Annotated in this window: 21 protein-coding genes; 1 reads left to right on the top strand and 20 read right to left on the bottom strand. The window is 66.2% G+C overall.

The genetic code is table 11. From position 1 onward, the window contains the following. Positions 1 to 3: 3 nt before the first annotated feature. The 8 genes from ABG80_RS17795 to gspG form a co-directional block, all read right to left on the bottom strand. Positions 4 to 924, bottom strand: coding sequence for a type II secretion system protein N (locus ABG80_RS17795; protein WP_235513930.1), 921 nt, complete (start codon positions 922 to 924; stop codon positions 4 to 6). Positions 925 to 936: 12 nt separating this feature from the next. Beyond that, positions 937 to 1,452: a type II secretion system protein GspM gene (gene gspM, locus ABG80_RS17790; RefSeq protein ID WP_058088950.1), complete on the bottom strand. Its 516-nt coding sequence runs from the start codon at positions 1,450 to 1,452 to the stop codon at positions 937 to 939. A 19-nt stretch (positions 1,453 to 1,471) separates the two neighbouring features. Next, positions 1,472 to 2,734, bottom strand: a complete 1,263-nt coding sequence (gene gspL, locus ABG80_RS17785) for a type II secretion system protein GspL (protein ID WP_058088949.1) — start codon at positions 2,732 to 2,734, stop codon at positions 1,472 to 1,474. 128 nt (positions 2,735 to 2,862) lie between these two features. Then, positions 2,863 to 3,969 carry a type II secretion system minor pseudopilin GspK gene (gene gspK / locus ABG80_RS17780; protein WP_083506242.1) on the bottom strand — a complete coding sequence of 369 codons (1,107 nt, stop codon included), beginning with the start codon at positions 3,967 to 3,969 and terminating at the stop codon, positions 2,863 to 2,865. Further along, complete coding sequence (locus ABG80_RS17775; protein ID WP_152987725.1) at positions 3,966 to 4,676, bottom strand: PulJ/GspJ family protein; 711 nt, start codon at positions 4,674 to 4,676, stop codon at positions 3,966 to 3,968. Before ABG80_RS17775 ends, gspK begins: the two co-directional genes overlap by 4 nt. A 15-nt stretch (positions 4,677 to 4,691) precedes the next feature. Continuing rightward, on the bottom strand, positions 4,692 to 5,051 hold the full coding sequence (gene gspI, locus ABG80_RS17770) for a type II secretion system minor pseudopilin GspI (RefSeq protein ID WP_058088947.1): 360 nt from the start codon (positions 5,049 to 5,051) through the stop codon (positions 4,692 to 4,694). Continuing rightward, complete coding sequence (locus ABG80_RS17765) at positions 5,048 to 5,563, bottom strand: pilus assembly FimT family protein (RefSeq protein WP_058088946.1); 516 nt, start codon at positions 5,561 to 5,563, stop codon at positions 5,048 to 5,050. Before ABG80_RS17765 ends, gspI begins: the two co-directional genes overlap by 4 nt. A gap of 16 nt (positions 5,564 to 5,579) precedes the next feature. Beyond that, the gene (gene gspG, locus ABG80_RS17760) at positions 5,580 to 6,062 is read right to left on the bottom strand and encodes a type II secretion system major pseudopilin GspG (RefSeq protein WP_058088945.1); all 483 of its coding nucleotides are present in this window, start codon (positions 6,060 to 6,062) and stop codon (positions 5,580 to 5,582) included. 180 nt (positions 6,063 to 6,242) lie between these two features. Between gspG and ABG80_RS17755 the strand changes: the two genes are divergently transcribed. Then, complete coding sequence (locus tag ABG80_RS17755; protein WP_058088944.1) at positions 6,243 to 6,842, top strand: hypothetical protein; 600 nt, start codon at positions 6,243 to 6,245, stop codon at positions 6,840 to 6,842. 115 nt (positions 6,843 to 6,957) lie between these two features. Here ABG80_RS17755 and ilvA read toward each other — a convergent pair whose 3' ends face one another. The 12 genes from ilvA to atpA all read right to left on the bottom strand — a co-directional run bounded on the left by ilvA (position 6,958) and on the right by atpA (position 19,805). Next, positions 6,958 to 8,613: a threonine ammonia-lyase, biosynthetic gene (ilvA, locus tag ABG80_RS17750; protein WP_083506244.1), complete on the bottom strand. Its 1,656-nt coding sequence runs from the start codon at positions 8,611 to 8,613 to the stop codon at positions 6,958 to 6,960. Between the two features lie 63 nt (positions 8,614 to 8,676). Beyond that, positions 8,677 to 9,966, bottom strand: coding sequence for an oxygenase MpaB family protein (locus tag ABG80_RS17745; RefSeq protein WP_058088943.1), 1,290 nt, complete (start codon positions 9,964 to 9,966; stop codon positions 8,677 to 8,679). Between the two features lie 190 nt (positions 9,967 to 10,156). Next, positions 10,157 to 11,032, bottom strand: coding sequence for a PEP-CTERM sorting domain-containing protein (locus tag ABG80_RS21640; RefSeq protein WP_083506240.1), 876 nt, complete (start codon positions 11,030 to 11,032; stop codon positions 10,157 to 10,159). Between the two features lie 79 nt (positions 11,033 to 11,111). Beyond that, positions 11,112 to 11,972, bottom strand: a complete 861-nt coding sequence (locus ABG80_RS17735; RefSeq protein WP_058088941.1) for a PEP-CTERM sorting domain-containing protein — start codon at positions 11,970 to 11,972, stop codon at positions 11,112 to 11,114. Between the two features lie 289 nt (positions 11,973 to 12,261). Beyond that, complete coding sequence (locus tag ABG80_RS17730) at positions 12,262 to 13,107, bottom strand: PEP-CTERM sorting domain-containing protein (RefSeq protein WP_058088940.1); 846 nt, start codon at positions 13,105 to 13,107, stop codon at positions 12,262 to 12,264. Positions 13,108 to 13,330: 223 nt separating this feature from the next. After that, positions 13,331 to 14,182: a PEP-CTERM sorting domain-containing protein gene (locus tag ABG80_RS17725; RefSeq protein WP_058088939.1), complete on the bottom strand. Its 852-nt coding sequence runs from the start codon at positions 14,180 to 14,182 to the stop codon at positions 13,331 to 13,333. 209 nt (positions 14,183 to 14,391) lie between these two features. After that, positions 14,392 to 14,745: a hypothetical protein gene (locus ABG80_RS17720; protein WP_058088938.1), complete on the bottom strand. Its 354-nt coding sequence runs from the start codon at positions 14,743 to 14,745 to the stop codon at positions 14,392 to 14,394. Beyond that, positions 14,733 to 15,254: a hypothetical protein gene (locus ABG80_RS17715; protein WP_058088937.1), complete on the bottom strand. Its 522-nt coding sequence runs from the start codon at positions 15,252 to 15,254 to the stop codon at positions 14,733 to 14,735. The genes ABG80_RS17720 and ABG80_RS17715 overlap by 13 nt, the downstream gene beginning before the upstream one ends. 192 nt (positions 15,255 to 15,446) lie before the next feature. Then, a complete protein-coding gene (locus ABG80_RS17710; RefSeq protein ID WP_058088936.1) occupies positions 15,447 to 15,863 on the bottom strand; it encodes a F0F1 ATP synthase subunit epsilon in 417 nt (138 codons plus the stop codon). 63 nt (positions 15,864 to 15,926) lie between these two features. Then, positions 15,927 to 17,339: a F0F1 ATP synthase subunit beta gene (gene atpD, locus ABG80_RS17705; RefSeq protein ID WP_058088935.1), complete on the bottom strand. Its 1,413-nt coding sequence runs from the start codon at positions 17,337 to 17,339 to the stop codon at positions 15,927 to 15,929. Between the two features lie 34 nt (positions 17,340 to 17,373). Then, a complete protein-coding gene (gene atpG, locus ABG80_RS17700) occupies positions 17,374 to 18,240 on the bottom strand; it encodes a F0F1 ATP synthase subunit gamma (protein ID WP_058088934.1) in 867 nt (288 codons plus the stop codon). Between the two features lie 11 nt (positions 18,241 to 18,251). Next, the gene (gene atpA, locus ABG80_RS17695; RefSeq protein WP_058088933.1) at positions 18,252 to 19,805 is read right to left on the bottom strand and encodes a F0F1 ATP synthase subunit alpha; all 1,554 of its coding nucleotides are present in this window, start codon (positions 19,803 to 19,805) and stop codon (positions 18,252 to 18,254) included. Positions 19,806 to 19,891 lie beyond the last annotated feature (86 nt).

Below are 19,891 nucleotides of genomic sequence, written 5' to 3'. Positions count from 1 at the left end.
GCCTTATCCGATCGAAATGACGGAGCGCTCGCCTTGGCGACGCCCGATGATGTTCAGGAGGTTGTCCAGCGCGCCCTGGCTGGCTTCGCTGGCACGGGCTTCGCCACGGAAGCGCACACCAGAAGGCGTGACACCACCGTTGCCCGTCAGGCTGAGGGCCCCATCGAGGGTGCCCAGGTTGAGTTGAACCTGCCCCTCGGCGTCACCGACCACGTCCAGCCGGTACGAGCCCAGGCGGTCCAGCGTGGTGATGCGCGAGGCAACGTTGTCGAGCGCCACCTCGGCCTGCCCCTGCACGCGCAGGCGGCCCTGGGTCCAGGAAAAGCTGAGGTCACGGGTGCTCACGCGCAGCACGCCGCTCAATTGCAAGGTGTTCCAGGGCGTGCCAAGGCCGCCCAGCCAGGCTGCAGGCCAGTGGCCGATCTCGCCAGCGGTTTGTACAGGCTGGCCAGGCTGGGCTTGCGTGGCCACGCGCACGGTGGCACCCGACCAGGCTGGCTGCACCAACAGCACCAGTGGCGTCTGGATGCAGCAGTCCTGCTGCAGGACCAGGGAGACGCCTTGCAGCCCCAGTCGCATCGACCAGTTCAGGCGCCCAGGCAAGGCCCGGGCGTCACGGCTGCCCGGGCCGCCAGTGAGCACGGCCACGGCGTCACCGCGCCAGATGGTGCCCTTGGCGTCGGCCAGCAGCAGGCGACCGTCCGAGGCAGACACCACGGCCTTGGCCAACCAGGGGGCGGGGGCATAGGCGATCAGGCCCAGCATGGCACCCACGCCCGCGCCCCACCAGCCCCAGCGGCGCCCGGCCCGGCGCATGTTCTCCCAGCGGGCGACCTCCAGGGTGGACTCCAGCCAGCGGGTGGTCAGCGCGGTCGCGCCTTTCATCCAGCCGGGGCGTCGGTTGAGCAGGGGCAGGCCAGCCATGTTCTTGCCCTTTCAGCGCGGCGCTTGAGCCGTGGACAGGCTCAGCACGATGCTGCCGTTGTAACGCCCGGCCTGGGCCTGCTGCAGGTTGGCCTCCAGGGGCCTGGCGCGCGCGGCGGTTCGGACTTCATCGAGCCAGGAGGCCAGGCTCTCGCCGGGCACCTCGCGCAGGCTGAGGGTGGCGCGGTCGCCTTGCACGCTCAGCGTGGCGGCGGGGCCCAGGCGGTCGGAGGCCGAACGCAGGGCGGCTTCGGCCTGGGCGGGCGGCACGGGTGGGCGCTGACGCAGCAGTTGCACCTCGTCGGCCAGGCGGCGCATCTGGTCCAGCTGCGCGTCGACTTCCTTGAGTTGCGCGGGGGTGGTCGACAGCGTGCGCCACGCCGGCCGGATGCCGACCAGCACCACCAGCGCGAGCAGCAGCAGCCAGCCGGCGATGGTGGCCATGCGGCGCTCGCGCGGGGCCAAGGCCGACCATTTGGCCTGCCAGGCGTCGCGCAAGGCCTGCAACGGTTGAGAGGTTTGGGTCATGGGTGGGTGCCCTCGCCTTTCAGACTCGGGGGGCTCGGCGCACGCTCATGCGGCCGTCGCCCAAGGGTTCGACTTCGACACCGGCGGCGCCCAGGCGCGCACGGAACTGGGTGAGTTCGTCAGGGCCCCAGCCCACCGGGGGGCTCAGGGTCAGGGAGGTGCCGTCGTATTGAAGGGATGCGGTGGGCCGCTCGGGCGGCCAGGCCGTGGCCACGGCGCCCATCAAGGCCTCGAGGTCGTTGTCGCCCGCCTGGCCTGCTGCGGCGCGCAAGGCCTCGGTTTCGCGCTGCATCTGCACGGGGGCATCCAGCACCGAGCCCACCTGGGGGTGCGCCTGCTTGAGGATGCGGGCCAGCTCGTTGCGCTTGTCCTGCACCTGCAACTTTTGCTGCCAGGCCCACAGGTTGAGCCCCAGCAGTTGCACCGCCACCAGGGCCGCCAGGCCCACGCGGGCGGGCCGCCACTGCGGGCTCATGACGCGACGCCACTGGTCGGTCAGGGCGTGCAGGCCCTTGCTGCTGGGCGTCAGCTCGAACTGCAGCAGGTTCCACAGCGAGCGGGCGGCCATCAGCAGGTGCTCGCCCTGGGTCTGCACCGTGACGGCACGGCCCAGCCAGCGCTCGGCCGGCGATGCCACCGGCGGCGTGGCAAAAAAGCGCGCCTGCACCGGCAGGGGCTCTGGCAGCAGGCTGCGGGCCAAGCTGCCGGCCACCGGCCAGGTCGACACGCCATCGGCGGTGGACCAGGTCAGCAGCACAGCGGCCACGGCGTCGTTGTCGTCGACCGGGTTGGCGTGGGCCTCGTGGAAGTAGGCCGTGGCCGGCTCGTCGGGTGCCACGGCGGGCACCACGCGGTCGATGCGCAGCTTGGCTTTTTCCAGGGCCATGAGCTGGCTGGTCAGCCAGGTGTGGTCGCAAGCGGCCACCCAGGCAGCCTGCCCCGCCTTGGCCTGCGGGGCCAGGGCCAGGTGCAGCTCTTCGGGGTCGTCGAGCAGGGCTTCTTCGAGCATGCCGGCCAGGGCGGCGCGCATGCGGGCCGCCGGGGCCTTGGGCACGGTCACGCGGTGCCAGCTCAGGTCGGTCGGCGGCATCACGGCGATGACGCTGTCGGCCCTGGGCAACATGGCGGCCACGCAACGCCCCTGGCGCGACACCGACATGCCGTCGGCACTGAGGACGTAGCTGTATTCCTTGGGCCCCGAGCTGGCAGGTGCGGCCTCGGCCGCCGCCGGGTCGATCACCTGGCGGCTGCGGGTCGGCAGTTGGATGATGAGGATGCTCATGCCGGGGCGTTGAAAAGTCTGGATTCGCTGGTGGAGCGCCCTAGCTTAGGCGCCGGGCCATTGTAGGAGCGCCGAAATAGCGCCCATTTAAGGATTGATACCCGCTTGGTCAGCACACCACAAGGCCTTCAGGGGTTGGGGGACGGATTGGCGCCAGGCTCCACACCCGAGAAACGCCCCTGGTATTTCACGACCACGTCGTTGGGCGAGGGGCGGTTGACGAGGTGGCGCTGCTCGATGACGTTGTCGTCGAGCCGCAGGCGGCCGCGGATCTCGAAGTAATCGCTCTTGACCGAGATGCGGCTGAAATTCCAGTTGCCCGCACCCAGCACGGCGCGCAGTTCCTCGGTCGTTTTGAGGGGGTTGCGCTGGCGAGTCTGCACGATGCGGGCGGCGCGCGCCAGGTCCACCCCGTCGATGACGGCAGCGATGACCTCCTTGGGCGCGGTGTTCACATTGACCTGGGTCGCCTCCGGCAGGATGGTCAGGTAGGGGCGCAGTCGCTCCAGGGTGCCGGCGTCCAGGCCCAGCCACATCAGCTGGTCGGCCGACAAAGGCATGATCGGCGCCTTGCGCATGCCGTCTTGCCCGCCCAGTTTGGACATGACTTGCGGGTCTTCGGACTGCATGGCCATGATCGCCAGGGTGGCCTGCCTCATCGACTGCGCCAGGCCATCGGCCAGCGCGGGCGACTGCCCAGCGTTCTCGACCAGGCGCTTGAGCACCACCAGCTCCTCGGGCACCAGGTCGCCCTCCGAGTTGATCAAATTGCGCAGGTTGTAACGCGCAGCGGCGTCATCGACCCGGCCGGAGAGAAAGGCTTCGGGAGAGTCGGCATCGACCGCCGTGTTGTCGCCATCCACCGCCAGGAAGGTGGACAAGCGCGCTTCGGCCAAGGGAATGGCCCAGGGCTCGCCCAGGTGGTCTGCACCACCGTTGCGGCCGTCCTCGCGCAGGATCAACCGGGCCCAGTCGAGCGCCCCGACCAGCACCCAGGTGGCCTGCGCGCGCACGCGCTCCGCGCCTTCGACCTGCACCGCCCGCCACTGCTGCCACACCATCGACGCCGCGAAGGTGGCCACCAGGGTCACGATGACCATGGCCATCAGCAAGGCCGCGCCACGCTGGCGCAGCGCGGGCCCTCGGCGCAGGCCCGACCTCACCAGGGCGCCAGGCAGCTGGGCCAGGCTTTCGGCGGCAAGGGGGGCGGGGGCGGGCAAGGTGCTGCGTGTCATGGCTGGGGCGACAGGATGATGTCGCGTGAAAGCATGCCGGCGACGCCCGCGCCATCGCCCAGGGTGAGCTGCGAGCGGATGGCTTGTGGGAGCTGCTCGCGCACGATGCTGGCGGCGGCGGTTGCCGCAGCACCTTCGCCCGAGTTGGTTGAGCCCGAGCTGGACACCACGTTGCCCGAAGACTGACAGTTGCTCAGCGAGCCGCTGCGGAAACAGTAAACCTGCCACTGGTCCACCCCGTTGAGCGCCACCAGCGTGCCGGGCTCGCGCCCCTGCAGCTGCGAGGCCCGTCGCCAGTGGTCCTGCAGGTCGCCCACGCGCGTGGTCTCGGGGCTCGTCCAGCGCAGCAGCTTGCGCTCGCGCAGGCTCCACACCACCACCTGAACGCCCCCGGACGCGCGGCGGGTCAGGCGCAGGTTGGCGCCATCGAACTGAAAGCCCTTGACCACCTGGGTGTCGCAGACCTGGGCCATGTCCGCGTCAAGCTGGGTCATGACCGACTGCAGGCGCAAGGTGTTCTGCAGGTTGTCATCGGCCACCTGGCGAGCGGTGCTGATGGCGTCAACGCCCTTCCAGGCGGCCCCCGCCAGCACGGCCAGGATGAACAGGGACACCAGCACCTCGATGAGGGTGAAGCCGGCAACCCGGCGCAAGCCAGCGCGGGCAGCCTTTGGTGTCGGGGAGCGGCGTGCGGACATGGGGCTCATGGCATCGTCCACCGGTCAGAACCGCGAAACCACGGTCGAGAGCTTGACGATGGGCTGGTCCGCCTCGTCACGGACCTCGGCGTCGACCCGGCGAAAGTTGATGTTGGGCGTGGGGCGCACCACCATGCGGCCGGGCAACTGGCGCCCCAGCTGGTTGCAGGTGAAGTCGCTGTCGCCCACGGGGGGGTAGGTGCGACTCAGGCGCAAGCTGGTGAGCTGGTTCTCGGCGCACCACTGGGCGCGGGTGAGGTCGGCCATGCGTTGGGCGTTGAGCGTCAGTCCCCCCGCAGCCTTGATGCCAGCGGTCAGGGTGACGGCCACGATGGCCAGGGCCACCAGGACCTCGATGAGGGTCATGCCACGCCCGCGGATCATCGCATCACCGCCTGCTGCGCCTGGGCGGCCTCTTCGCCCGTGGGCAGGATGACCTGGAAAGCGCCCAGGCCATCGGTACCGATGACGAGCTGGCGGTCTTCGAGCCGCAGCACCAGGCTTTGCGCGCCGATGACGGGCTCAGGCCCGAGCACGATGCTGCGCCCACCCACGACCTCGGCGCGCACCTCGGGGGTCAGCCAGCGCAAAGGCGGCATCAGCACCGGCGGCAGGCCAATGAACTGGTAGTCGGCCTCGTCGCCCTTGGTCTGCGGCACCCACAACACCGTGAGCGCACCCGAGCGTGCCTGCATGCGGGCGGACTCCAGGATGGCGACCAGGCGCGCGGCCTCGCGCTCGAGCCGGGTGCTGGAGGGGTCGGGCACGGCAAAGCTCACGATGGACACGGTGATGGCGATCATGGCCACCACCACCATCAGCTCGAGCAGGGTGAAGCCGCGCGACACCGAGCGGCGCACGCGCCTCGCCCAGCGGCCTGTCGGAAGGGCCGTCAAGCCAGCTGACGGCGAATCACTGCCAGGAACCGATGTCGGCATCCCGGCCTTCGCCACCGCTTTGACCATCGGCACCGAAGCTGAACACATCGACCTGCCCCTTCACGCCGGGGTTGACGTACTGGTACGGGTTGCCCCAAGGGTCGGAGGGCAGCTTCTCGAGGTAGGGCTTCCAGTTGTTGGGGATCGGGCCGGCGCTGGGCTTGGCCACCAGGGCCTGCAGGCCTTGCTCACCCGTGGGGAAACGTTGGTTGTCGAGCTTGTAAAGCTTGAGCGACTGCATCAGGTTGCTGATGTCGGTGCGGGCGGCGGTCACGCGGGCGTCGTCGGCGCGGTCGAGCACGTTGGGCACGATCAGGGCGGCCAGCAGCCCGATGATGACCAGCACCACCATCAGCTCGATCAGGGTGAAGCCGCGCTGAGCGGTGCGGGCGGCCGAGCGAGCCCAGCCAAGGGCGCCGGGCGTGCGGTCAAGGGGTCGTGAGGTGCGCTCAAACATCTTCGTCTTCCGGTTTTGTCTTCAAGGGTCAGGGGTGGCCTCGCGTCACGACGGGCGCGGCTTCGACCAAGGGCGCCAGCATGCCCGAGGCTTTGGCACCCTTGATGCGGGAACAACCCGAGGAAGGACCACCTGTTCACGGTGCACGATGCCCGACTCAGCCATCATAATGCGCCCACCATGGCATCACGCATCGCTGCACTCCTGATCTGGGCCGCCGTCGCCGCCAGCCTCGCCTATTGGGGCCTGCGCTGGCTCGCGCCGCCCGTTGGCGTCCCCCACAACGCTGCGGCCGTGACGCTGGAGACCGGTGTGCGCGGCGACATCCAGCGCCTGCTGACCGGCCCGGTTCGCACCGAAGGCCCGCAGGCCAACCCCAGCGCCGCTTCGGCCCTGGCCAGCCGCATCAAGGTCATCGGTGTGATGGCGCCCGCCCCGGGTCAAAGCGCCGGCGTGGCCCTGCTGTCCATCGACGGCAAGCCGCCCAAAGCCATCCGCGTGGGCGGCCTGGTCGACGGCGAGATGGTGCTGCAGGACCTCAGCCAGCGCAGCGCCCGCATCGGCCCGCAAGACGGCGCAAACTTCCTGACCATCGACCTGCCCGGCTTGCCCCCAGCTGCCACGGGCACCTTGCCGGCCCCCAGCGGCGTCACGCAAACCCCGCCGCCCGGGCAAGGCATCCCGCCCGGCGCACAGGCCGGCATGGGTGAGCGCCGAGGTCAGCCTCCCGCAGCCCCTGAGGGCTTCGACGGTGGCAGCCAGGTGCGCAGCCCCGACTGAGCCACACCCCACACGCCACAGAGCCCACACCCAAATCCAACAGGCCGCTCACAAACTGAGCGGCCTGTTTCATTTGGTGATGTGCAACGGCCGCACGGCCCGCGCAGCCAACGCGTCAGCGCAGGAACAGCCGGTAGACCGGGTTGCGGGTTTCGTCGACGTAAACGTAGCCCAGCTTGTCCAGCACCTTGGGGATGCGCGGCACCTCGTCTTTGGGCACCTGCAGGCCGATCAGGATGCGACCGTAATCGGCGCCCTGGTTGCGGTAGTGGAACAAGCTGATGTTCCAGCCTGGGGGCAGGCTGCTCAGGAAGGTCATCAGCGCGCCCGGGCGCTCCGGGAAGATGAAGCTGAAGAGCCGCTCGCCCTCGGCCAGCGCCGAGCGCCCGCCCACCATGTGCCGGATGTGGGTCTTGGCCAGCTCGTCGTGCGTGAGGTCCACCGTGCGAAAGCCTTGCGCCTTGAAGGCCTTGGCGATCTGCTTGGACTCGCCCTTTTCCTTCGTGGTCAGGCCCACGAACACGTGCGCTTCTTTCTCGTGCGAGATGCGGTAGTTGAACTCGGTGACGCTGCGCGGCCCGATGGTCTCGCAAAAGCGCTTGAAGGAGCCGCGCTCCTCGGGGATGCTGACGGCCAGCAGGGCCTCGCGCTCTTCGCCCACGTCGGCGCGCTCGGCCACGAAGCGCAGCCGGTCGAAGTTCATGTTGGCGCCGCAGTTGATGGCGATGTAGGTCTTGCCCTGACCGCCGTGTCGCTCGGCGTACTGCTTGAGCGCGGCCACGCCCAGGGCACCGGCCGGCTCGACGATGGAGCGCGTGTCCTGGTAGATGTCCTTGATGGCCGCGCAAACCGCATCGGTGTTGACCGTGACGATGTCGTCGACCAGCAGCGAGGTCAGGCGCAGGGTTTCCTCGCCCACCAGCTTGACCGCCGTGCCGTCGGAGAACAGGCCGACGTCGCTGAGCGTGACACGGCCCTTGGCCTTGACCGAGCGCAGCATGGCGTCGGAGTCGTTCATCTGCACGCCGATGACCTTGATCTCGGGGCGAACGGCCTTGATGTAGGCGGCCACGCCACTGATCAGGCCGCCACCGCCGATGGCCACGAACACCGCATCGATCGGGCCGGCGTGCTGGCGCAGGATCTCCATGGCCACGGTGCCCTGGCCCGCGATCACATCGGGATCGTCGAAGGGGTGAACAAAGGTCAGGCCGCGCTTGCGTTCGAGCTCCTTGGCATGCAGCGCTGCGTCGGAATAACTCTCGCCGTGCAGCACGATCTGGACGTTGTCACCACCGAAGTGCCGCACCGCGTCGATCTTGACCTGCGGCGTGGTCACCGGCATGACGATGGTGGCCTGACAGCCCAGGCGCCGCGCGCCCATGGCCACGCCCTGCGCGTGGTTGCCAGCCGAGGCGCAGATCACGCCGCGCTCGTGCTGTGCACGGCTGAGTTGGGCCATCTTGTTGTAGGCGCCGCGCAGCTTGAAGCTGAAGACCGGCTGCTTGTCTTCTCGCTTGAAGAACACGTGGTGCCCCAGGCGACGAGACAGGCTGCGGGCCTCGTCCAGCGGGCTCTCGATGGCCACGTCGTAGACGCGGCTGGTGAGGGTCTTTTGCAGGTAGTCCTGGATCGTCAGCGGCTTGGGCTTGCCAGCTTTGCCCGGCGCGGCCTTCACTGGCTGGGTCTTCGACTTGGCAGCGGTGGCGGCCGGCTTCGCGGCGACAGGCTTGGCGGCGGGAGATTTCTTGGCGGCGCGCGCGGTGGGCATGGGCAGGTTCCGAATGGCGGTGGCGACCACAAGGGGCGGGTCGTGCAGGCAGAGCCTGAGAGTCTAGCCGTTGCGCTGGCCGGGCGGATGCGGATGCGAGGCCCCTGCCCCACCTGGTGTACCCGCCTTCGGGCTCCAGGGCGCATGGGGCTCGCGTCCGACCAGGTCCTGCTGATAGACCAGCTGCTGGCGCCTGGCGATCGCGCGCCAGGGCCCCTCCATCCAGGGCAGGGTGCGCAAAGCCACGCTGCCCACCACGGTCGGCGCCATCAGCATCAGCGGGTACCAGGGCTGGCGCTTGGGCAGCCCCAGGTTGCGCAGGCCTTCCGGGCCGAGGAACCAGCTCACCAGGCTGAGGTGCCGTTCGCGATCGACGCGCCCGCGCAAGGCGCCTGCAAACGGGTAATGGCGCTGCAGGGGCTCGTTCATCAGGGCCCGGCCCAGCAAGGTGCTGCCCTCGTCAGGTGGCGCCTGGGTCACGAGGTTGCGGTACATGAGCACGCGACCAGAGGCCTCGTCGTCGCACATCAAGCCGTCTTCCACGCCCACCAACCAGCCCATGACCCGCCACAGGTGCATGACAGCGTCGGCGTCTTCCTGCGCGAACAGCATGCCTGTGAGGCGCAAGCCCAGCAGGTGCACGGCACTGAAGGCCAGGTAGGTGGCCTGCATGTCGACCTGGTTGATGGGCAGGCCCAGCCAATCGGCATCCCACTCGGGCGAGCGCGAGAGCTGGTCGCGCACCAGGGCGTGCATCAGGCGCACGTGCAGGGTCATGCGGTGGCCAGGCTGGCCGGGCTGCAGGCCATCGTCTTCGGTGCAGGCCAACCACCAGGTGGTGGTTTCGGCGATGCGCTTGTGGGCGCCGCGCTCGAGCGCACCGGTCTTGAGCAAGGTCTGGTTGATGGCGCCAGCCTGGTAGCCCGCCATCAGGCCCGCGTCGCGCAACACCATCAATCCGTGCTCGCCGGTGCCCTGCATGACCTGGGCGCCTCGCTTGACACGCGCCCAGTTGACCCAGGCCGGCATCTGCCAGCCTTGCGCCAGGAAGGCGCGCAGGGGCCCAGCGTGTTCGGGTACGGCAGCAGGGCCACCGCTCAGGCCTCGCTCCATCAGGGGCCAGGCCGAGGGGCGCCCGACCTCGCGCATCCAGGCGATGACGGCATCGGCCAGCGGGTCGCCCCGGTTGAGGGCCTGCCCCAGGGCTTGCCAATCTTGCTCAGAAGGCTCTGGGTCGCCGTCGATGGTGAGCTTCAGGCGCGCGGCCAGCGCGCGTGCGCGGTCACGGTCGGCGCCGTGCCGACCGGGCACCGACGGATCTGGCGTGGATGTGGTGTCCGCGGCAACGCGCATGCCGGCCCTCCCCTGCGCCAACTCGGCGCTCGTTGGTGTGCGTGCTGGCGACGCCCAGGCGCCGCCTTGCACATGGTGGGATGATGCCTGCATTGACCCGTCCCGCCACGGCGCGGGCATCAGGGGCCTGCGTTCGAGGGGGTTGGCGGGCGCACCCCAGTCAGGGTGCGCGGCAGAGACAGCCGCCTGCTCAAGCCGTCTCGCGACGGCGCAGCGCGGCCAGGCACACCAACCCGGCCCCCATCAAGGCCCACGTGCCGGGCTCCGGAATCACCGTGACGACCATCTCGGCGGAATAGGACAGCGAGCCAAAACCGTTGGTGTTGGGGTCGTTCAGCGCCTGGAGGGCAAGACGCTGGCCATCGTTCAGGTTGAGCGCCTTGGCAAAAATGTTGCCGACATCCGCCTGGTTGACCAAAAAAAGGCCGGAGAGGCTGAGGTCCCATTGATGAACCTGTGTGCCATCCAGGCGATCCAGATCCGGCCACTCGCGCTGGGTGTCCCCGATCACGCGCTCGTACGTCCACAAGGGATGGTCGTTGAGGAAGCCGACGCCGTTGGCGCCTTCGATGTCGGCATGGATGACTCGATTGATGTGGTCCACGCGCAAGTCACTGATGCGCAACTCGCCCGAGCCCCCGGTCGCTCCGCTTCCTGCGGAGGTCAACATGAAGCCGCCGCTGAAGGTCGTGCCCAACGCTGTCTCATCGGTCCCGAAAAGCCCGGAACCTGGCCGGTAGACCGCAAACCAAGATTGAACAGGCACGGAAACGGTTGCGCTTTGGTAGCCGAGGCCGGTTGCTGCGCCGGACGACGCAGACGTTTGCAACAACGCTGGCGGCAAGGCCTGCAGGCCGACAGACGCCCCGTTCAGTGCCCTCAACCATTGCGCTGAAAACTCCAGCCTGCCGGCTCCGCTGAGGTCCGAATACGCCAGGCCGTTGAGCGCCAACTGTGCCCCCGCTTCCAGTGTGGCGTACTCCCCAGGTGGGTACACACCGGCATGCGCGCCACTGGTGAGCAACAAGGCCGCCGCGGCAGCCACCCATGCTGGTTGGTGTTTCATGATTTCCCTTTTGAGTTGGTTGTTGGCACTTGAACATGGCCCACGCCGCCGTGCACCCGCCGGCCAGTTCAGCAGCAATTCAACGGCTGGAGCGCCGACGCCCGAACAGCGCCAGACCGACCAGGCCCACGCCCATCAGGGCGTATGTGCTGGGCTCGGGCACCGTGCCGATCGAGACCACAGAGGTGATCGTACCGAAGCCTGCGATGTTGGTGGCGATGCGGTTGTTCACGGCGTTGATGCCCGAACGGCCGGTGTTGTTCAGGTTCAAGGCTTTGACGAAGATGTTGTCGATGTCGGCGGCGTTCACCAAGAACAGCCCCGAGAGGGTATTGGTGGCCAGCAGGTTCACGTGGTACCCCGTCCAATCGACATCGCTCCCCGTGCGCATGTGAAAACTGGTGGGGCCCGTGATGGTGTCGTACGTCCACAATGCGTGGTCGTTCAACGTGCCCACGCCATTGGCGCCAACGATGTCGGCGTAGACGGTCTTCGTGGTCAGGTCCACCTTCAGGTCGGTGATGCTCAGAAAGCCCGCCCCGTTGGTGGCGCTGTTCTTGACCGTGCTCAGGTGCACTCCCCCATCGGTCTGAACACCCAAGACGTTCAGGTTGTCATTTTCGACAGAATAGGTCAGAGCGGTCACCGGGGCCTGGGCACTTGCGTTGACGTAGCGGACTCTGCCAGCCGCGTTGGTCGATGTCGTGACCAGCACCGAAGCATCGGGAATGGCTTCCATGCCGACCGAGGCCAAGTTCAGCGAGACGACCAGCAGCCTGGAAAAACTCAGGGTGCCGCTGCCTTGCAGGTTCTCCAGCGTATACGGAGCAAGGTATTGCGACTGCCCGGCCGACAAGGTGCCCCGCTCCTCATAGGCCTGCGCCGCACCACCGAACGCCAGGAGCGCAGCACCTGCGATCAGACTTGTTTTGAGTTTCATCTTTTCTCCACTGGGTTTTTGGGTTGAGGTCAGCCGAGGCGTTTTGAGACGCGGTTGACCTGCCACACTCTAGAAGGGAATGCCCCATTCGAGCAAAGGCTCCCCGCGCTGCATGGTCCCACTGCCACGAACAAAGGGCGATTACCTGAGCGCCCATCGATTCAAGGTGTGGCGCATCCCCAGCCGAGGTCATCTGCTGCTGGGCTCATGCACGGACGAAAAGGCCGCTCGTGGTTGCGCGCGACTGGCGTGGCGAACGGGGCCCCCGCCCCGCGAGCAGTTCAATCGGTCAGTGACTTGCTCGGCGACGGCCGAACAGCGCTAGCCCCACCAGGCCAACGCCCATCAGGGCATAGGTGCTGGGCTCGGGCACCGAGCTGACCGCGATCACCGAGGTGATGGAACCAAAACCGGCGGTGTTGGTAGCGGTGCGGTTGTTCACGGCATTGATGCCCGAGCGCCCGGTGTTGTTCAGGTTCAAGGCCTTGACGAAGATGTTGTCGATGTCGGCGGCGTTCACCAGGAACAGCCCCGAGAGGGTGTTGGAGGCCGACAGCGCAACCCCCCATGGGCCGGCAGCCGGATCAAGTTCAAAGGTGGTGGGCCCGGAGATGGTGTCATACGTCCACAGGGCGTAGTCGTTCAAGGTGCCCACGCCGTTGGCCCCCACGATGTCGGCGTAAATGGTCTTGGTGGTCAGGTCGACCTGCAGGTCACTGATGCTCAGCGAGCCGCTGCCATTGGTGGCCGCGTTCTTGACCGTGGTCTGCAAAGAGCCCCCCTGGGTGGCCACACGTTGCACCGTCACCGTGCTGTCTTCGACAGAAAGGGTCAGGGCGGTGACCGGTGCTGCGGCGCTTGCACTCACATACTTCACAGCACCCGAGGCATTGGTCGAGGTCGAGATCTGCAGGGTGGCATCGGGCACGGCCTGCATGCCGACAGAAGCCAGGTTCAAGGCGGTGACCAGCAGCCTGGAGAAGCTCAGGGTGCCGCTGCCCTCCAGGCTGTCAAAAACGTAGCCGTTGGCCAGCACCGGAGATTCCTTGGTCAAGGTGACGACTTCGGCGGCTTGGGCCATGCCTGCGAACAACGCAAGGGCGCTGGCCGCGATCAGCTTGGGATTGAATTTCATGGGTAGGCTCCACTGAGTTGGGTTGACTGTTGTTGAACCCGCCAGGAACAAGCGCACCGGTTCCGGCTGGCAACACCCACTTTAGACAAGCATCCCCTTGAACAACAGCAGGCCTATCCCGCCCCCTGAATGCGTGGCGCAAAAAGAAAAAGCCGCTCACAGATGTGAGCGGCCCTTGGTCGGCGTCAAGCGGCCAGGCCGCGCGCCCATCCAAACAGCGAGATCAGCGAGCAGCGCGACGGCGGCCGAACAACGCCAAGCCCACCAGGCCAACGCCCATCAAAGCGTAGGTGCTGGGCTCCGGAACGGCAACAACGGTCACGGCAATGGAGGACGTGATCGAGCCAAAACCTGCGGTGTTGGTGGCAGTGCGGTTGTTCACCGCGTTGATGCCGGAGCGACCCGTGTTGTTGAGGTTCAAAGCCTTGACAAAGATGTTGTCGATGTCGGAGGAGTTGACCAGGAACAGGCCCGACAGCGTGTTGGTCGACGACTTGGTCACGGGGGTTTGCCCAACGTCCGAGACGTCAAAGACGGTGGGGCCGGTGAGCGTGTCGTAGGTCCACAGGGCGTAGTTGTCCTTGAAACCGACGCCGTTGCCACCGTCGATGTCGGCGTAGATGGTCTTGGTGGCCAGGTCAACACGCAGGTCGCTGATGCTCAACGAGCCCGCGCCGTTGGTGGCGTTGTTCTTGACCGTGGTCTGGAGCGAACCACCATGGGTGCCCACGCCGATGATGGACGCGGTGACGCCATCGAAGCTGCTGGTCAAGGCCGTGACTGGCGCGGCAGCAGAGGCGGTAACGTACTTGACCGCACCCGACGAATTGGTCGAGGTGGAAATTTGCAGCACCGCGTCAGGCACCGCCTGCATCCCGACGGAAGCCAGGTTCAAGGCGGTGACGAGCAACTTGGAGAAGCTCAAAGTGCCGCTGCCAGACAGCTCGCTGAACTCGTAGCCATTGCTGAGCATCGTCTCGCCTTTGGCGAGGGTGCCGGTTTCGGTGACGGCTTGGGCCAGGCCCGCGAACGTCATCAACGCGGTGGCGGCAATCAGGTTCTTGTTGAATGTCATGGGTGTCTCCTCTGCGGTGCATGGGGCGCTCCAAGCGAGCGCTTTTTCGGGGTTGCCCCGTCGGCACTACTCTAAAAGGGAGCGGCTGCGGAGGCAAAGGGTTCACCGTGAGGGCTTCCCCTAAAACGCCGACATCCGGGCGCGTTCCCCCCCGCGCACCTCACTTCAGGGGGCGGGGCAACCCTTGCTCACCCATGACGAGCCGGTGCTCAACGCTTGGCGCCACATCGACCGAACACCAACAAAGCAGCCATGCCTGCAACCATCAAGGCGCAAGCGGCTGGCTCAGGCACGGCGCTGATGGTGATCGAGCCAAAGCCGATGGGGTTGGTGGCGCTGCGATTGTTCGCAGCCGTGAAGGTCACTCGCCCGATGTTGTTGAGGTTGAGGGCCGCGACAAAGATGTCGTCGATGTCCGAAGCCTTGACCAGGAAAAGGCCGGAAAACGTGAGCGCTGGCGGCGACAGGGTCTCGTCGAAAGGCTTGTCAAACCCTGGCTTGAACGTGACGGGGCCGGAGACACTGTCATAGGTCCACAGCGCGTGGTCGTTCAGCGCCCCCACGCCATTGGCACCGACGATGTCTGCATAGATGGTTTTCGCTGCAGATCGACCTTGAGGTCGCTGATGCTCAACGAGCCAGAGCCTTTGGTGGCACCGTTCTTGGTGGTCGTCACCTGAAAGCCGCCCGCTGTTTGCAGGCTCTGCACGGTCAGCTCATCGCCCTGAGGCACGACACTCAACTGCGTCAACGGAGCGACTGCAGACAGGCTCGCGTACCGGCCCCTTCCAGAGTCGCCGATCGCGATGGGAGCATCCAAGACAGCAGGGGAAACCGCTTGCAAGCTCGCGGGGTACGGACTGCCCACCACCGAGATCACGTTCACGGCAGTGACGACATTAGTAGACGCGACATAGGTGGCTGTGCCCGCCAGGTCGCTCCAGCCCATGCCAGCGGCGTAAACGGTGTGATCCATCCCGCGTTCGATGACGAGTTGATCGGGCGCGGCGTTGGCAGCGCCCGCCAGAAAAGCGAACGCCGTGCTGGCAAACCAGTGCGTGGTGCGATCCATGGATCCCTCCGGTGAAATGATTTTGGTGTGCGCCGAGCAGTGGGCGCTGTGGCGCGCCGAAGCAGGCTCGGCCAATTTAAGAGAACTTCTGTCGCCTCGGTCAATTCGGCCCTGGCCGGTGACCCAAAAGAAAAAACCCGCTGCGCAGGCAGCGGGTTTTCTGTGTGGGAGCGATTCAGCGGCGAGCCGCGATCACTTCTTGCGCAGGCGGCGGATGGCGGCCAGCTGGGCCACCAGCTCGACCAGCTCGTTCTGAGCCTTGGCCAGGTCCAGATCGCCCTTGGCGTTCTGAACGGCTTCTTCGGCCAGGCGCTTGGCTTCGTTGGCCTTGGCTTCGTCCAGGTCCTTGCCGCGGATGGCGGTGTCGGCCAGAACGGTCACGCAGTGCGGCTGCACTTCCAGGATGCCGCCAGCGACGAAGACGAACTCTTCTTCGTTGTTGTCGGCGCGCTGGATGCGCACGGCGCCCGGCTTGATGCGGGTGATCAGCGGGGTGTGGCGCGGCAGGATGCCGAGCTCGCCCACTTCGCCTGGCAGGGACACCAGGGTGGCTTCACCGGAGAAGATCGACTCTTCTGCAGAAACCACGTCGACGTGGATGGTGGACATGGTGCTCTTTCGTCAAGAGCGACCACACAGCGACCGGCATGGGCCGGCCGCCGCGCGTGCCGCTTAGTTGATGGCCTTGGCCTTCTCGAAGGCCTCGTCGATGGTGCCAACCATGTAGAAGGCTTGCTCGGGCAGGCTGTCGCACTCGCCGTTCACGATCATCTTGAAACCGCGGATGGTTTCCTTCAGGGGAACGTACTTGCCGGGCGAACCGGTGAACACTTCGGCCACGTGGAAAGGCTGCGACAGGAAGCGCTGGATCTTGCGAGCGCGGGCCACCAGCAGCTTGTCTTCCGGAGCCAGTTCGTCCATGCCCAGAATCGCGATGATGTCGCGCAGTTCCTTGTAGCGCTGCAGCGTGTTTTGCACGGCGCGGGCCACAGAGTAGTGCTCTTCACCAACCACGTTCGGGTCCAGCTGACGCGAGGTCGAGTCCAGCGGGTCCACGGCGGGGTAGATGCCCAGCGAAGCGATGTCACGCGACAGCACCACGGTGGAGTCCAAGTGGGCGAAGGTCGTGGCAGGCGACGGGTCGGTCAGGTCGTCCGCAGGGACGTACACGGCCTGGATCGAGGTGATCGAGCCAACCTTGGTCGAGGTGATGCGCTCTTGCAGGCGGCCCATTTCTTCGGCCAGGGTGGGCTGGTAACCCACGGCGGAAGGCATGCGACCCAGCAGAGCGGACACTTCGGTGCCGGCCAGGGTGTAACGGTAGATGTTGTCCACGAAGAACAGCACGTCACGGCCTTCGTCGCGGAACGACTCGGCGATGGTCAGGCCGGTCAGGGCCACGCGCAGGCGGTTGCCCGGCGGCTCGTTCATCTGGCCGTAGACCATGGCAACCTTGGACTCGCCCAGGTTCTCCAGGTTCACGACGCCGGAGTCGGCCATCTCGTGATAGAAGTCGTTGCCCTCACGGGTGCGCTCGCCCACACCAGCGAACACCGACAGACCGCTGTGGGCCTTGGCGATGTTGTTGATGAGTTCCATCATGTTCACGGTCTTGCCCACACCGGCGCCACCGAACAGACCCACCTTGCCGCCCTTGGCGAACGGGCACACCAGGTCGATCACCTTGATGCCGGTTTCCAGCAGCTCTTGCGACGGCGACAACTCGTCGTACGCAGGAGCCTTGCGGTGGATGGGGGCGGTTTGAGCCTGGTCGACCGGACCACGTTCGTCGATGGGCGCGCCGAGCACGTCCATGATGCGACCCAGGGTGGCCGGGCCGACGGGCACGGTGATCTGGGCGTGGGTGTTGGTCACATGCATGCCGCGGCGCAGGCCGTCGGACGAGCCCAGCGCGATGGTGCGGACGATGCCGTCACCGAGCTGCTGTTGCACTTCGAGGGTCAGCGCGGAGCCGTCCATCTTCAGGGCGTCGTACACCTTGGGCATCTGGTCGCGCGGGAACTCCACGTCCACCACGGCGCCAATGCACTGAACGATCTTGCCCACTGTTTGCGTGTCAGCCATTTTTCGTTCCTTCAATCAATTCAAAATCTTCGGATCAGACCGCTGCCGCACCGGCGACGATCTCGGACAGTTCGGTCGTGATGGCGGCCTGACGGGTCTTGTTGTAGACCAGCTTCAGTTCCTTGATCACGTTGCCGGCGTTGTCGGTGGCGGCCTTCATGGCCACCATGCGAGCCGACTGCTCCGAAGCCATGTTCTCAGCCACAGCCTGGTAAACCAGCGCTTCGACGTAACGCACCATCAGGTCGTCGATGACCACCTTGGCGTCCGGCTCATAGATGTATTCCCAAGCATGAGTCGTTTCGCCGGCGAACTCGTTGGCCTTCAAGGGCAGCAGTTGCTCGACCAGGGGCTCCTGCTTCATCGTGTTGATGAAGCGCGTGAAGCACAGGTAAACAGCGCTGAGCTCGCCTGCCGTGTAGGCATCGAGCAGCACCTTGACGGGGCCGATGAGCTTTTCCAGGTGGGGCGTGTCGCCCATGCCGACCACGCTGGCGACCACGTTGGCGCCAATGCGGTTGAAAAAGCCCGTGGCCTTGTTGCCGATGGAGACCACGTCGGCTTTGACGCCCTGCCCGTCCAGCTCCTTGAGCTGGTTGGTCACGGCACGCAGCACGTTCGTGTTCAAGCCACCGCACAGACCCTTGTCCGTGCTCACCACGATGAAGCCCACCTTCTTGCCGCCCGTCGAGGGCAGCATGAAGGGGTGGACGTACTCGGGGTTGGCCTTTGCCAGGTTCGCCGTGATGTTGCGCACCTTGTCAGCGTAGGGACGAGCCGCAAGCATGCGATCCTGCGCCTTGCGCATCTTCGAAGCCGCGACCATTTCCATGGCCTTGGTGATCTTCTTGGTGTTCTCGACGCTCTTGATCTTGTTGCGAATTTCCTTGCCTACGGCCATGGTGCGCTCCTTTAGGCGAAGGTCTTCTTGAACGCGACGACGGCCGATTGCAGTTCAGCTTCAGCGTCCTTGTCCAGGGCCTTGGTCTGTTCGATCTTGGCCAGCAGCGCGCTGTGGCTGGTCTTGAGGAACTGGTGCAGACCGGCTTCGAAGGCCAGGACCTTCTTGACCTCGACGTCGTCCATGTAGCCCTTGTTGACGGCGAACAGGGTCGCGCCCATCAGGGAGATCGACAGCGGCTGGTACTGGGCCTGCTTGAGCAGTTCGGTCACGCGGGCACCGCGGTCGAGCTGCTTGCGGGTGGCGGCGTCCAGGTCCGAGGCGAACTGCGCGAAAGCAGCCAGTTCACGGTACTGCGCCAGGTCGGTACGGATACCGCCGGACAGGCCCTTGATCACCTTGGTCTGGGCTGCACCACCGACGCGCGACACCGAGATACCGGCGTTGATGGCGGGGCGGATGCCAGCGTTGAACAGGTTGGTTTCCAGGAAGATCTGACCGTCGGTGATCGAGATCACGTTGGTCGGAACGAAGGCGGACACGTCACCGGCCTGGGTTTCGATGATAGGCAGCGCGGTGAGCGAGCCGGTCTTGCCCTTGACTTCACCCTTGGTGAAGGCTTCGACGTAGTCGGCATTCACGCGGGCTGCACGTTCGAGCAGGCGCGAGTGGATGTAGAACACGTCGCCAGGGAAGGCTTCGCGTCCGGGAGGACGGCGCAGCAGCAGCGAGACTTGACGGTAGGCCACGGCCTGCTTGGACAGGTCGTCGTACACGATCAGGGCGTCTTGACCGCGGTCGCGGAAGTACTCGCCCATGGCGCAGCCGGAGTAGGCCGACACGAACTGCATGGCAGCCGAGTCAGAGGCCGAAGCGGCGACGACGATGGTGTATTCCATGGCGCCGGCTTGTTCCAGAGCGCGCACGACGTTCTTGATCGACGAAGCCTTCTGACCGATGGCGACGTAGATGCAGGTGACGCCCTGGCCCTTCTGGTTGATGATCGCGTCGATGGCGACAGCGGTCTTGCCGGTCTGGCGGTCACCGATGATCAGCTCGCGCTGGCCACGGCCGACGGGCACCATCGAGTCGATGGACTTGATGCCGGTCTGCAGGGGCTGCGAGACGGATTCACGGGCGATCACGCCGGGGGCGATCTTCTCGATGGGAGAAGACAGCTTGGCGTTGATCGGGCCCTTGCCGTCGATGGGCTGACCCAGGGCGTTGACCACGCGGCCGACCAGTTCGGGGCCCACGGGCACTTCCAGGATGCGACCGGTCGTCTTGACGATGTCGCCTTCGGAGATGTGCTCGTAAGCACCCAGGATCACGGCACCGACGGAGTCACGCTCCAGGTTCAGGGCCAGACCGTAGGTGGGAACGCCGGAGGCGTCCGCGGGGAACTCCAGCATTTCGCCTTGCATGGCATCGGACAGGCCGTGGACGCGGACGATGCCGTCGGTCACGGAGATCACGGTGCCTTGGTTGCGAATGTCGGCAGCCGCGCCGAGACCCTCGATGCGGCTCTTGATCAGTTCGGAAATTTCTGCGGGATTCAGTTGCATTGCTTTGCTCCCAGTCTGGTCAAGGGCTGCTCGAAGGCAAACCTCGTTGACAACATCCGGTGGCACGCGGCCACCGGGGGTAGGGC

It is taken from the genome of Aquabacterium parvum, assembly GCF_001447195.1.
Classification (GTDB): Bacteria; Pseudomonadota; Gammaproteobacteria; order Burkholderiales; family Burkholderiaceae_C; genus Aquabacterium; species Aquabacterium parvum.
The sequence above is the reverse complement of the archived record's forward strand: the minus strand, read 5'-3'. Positions and strand labels throughout refer to the sequence as shown.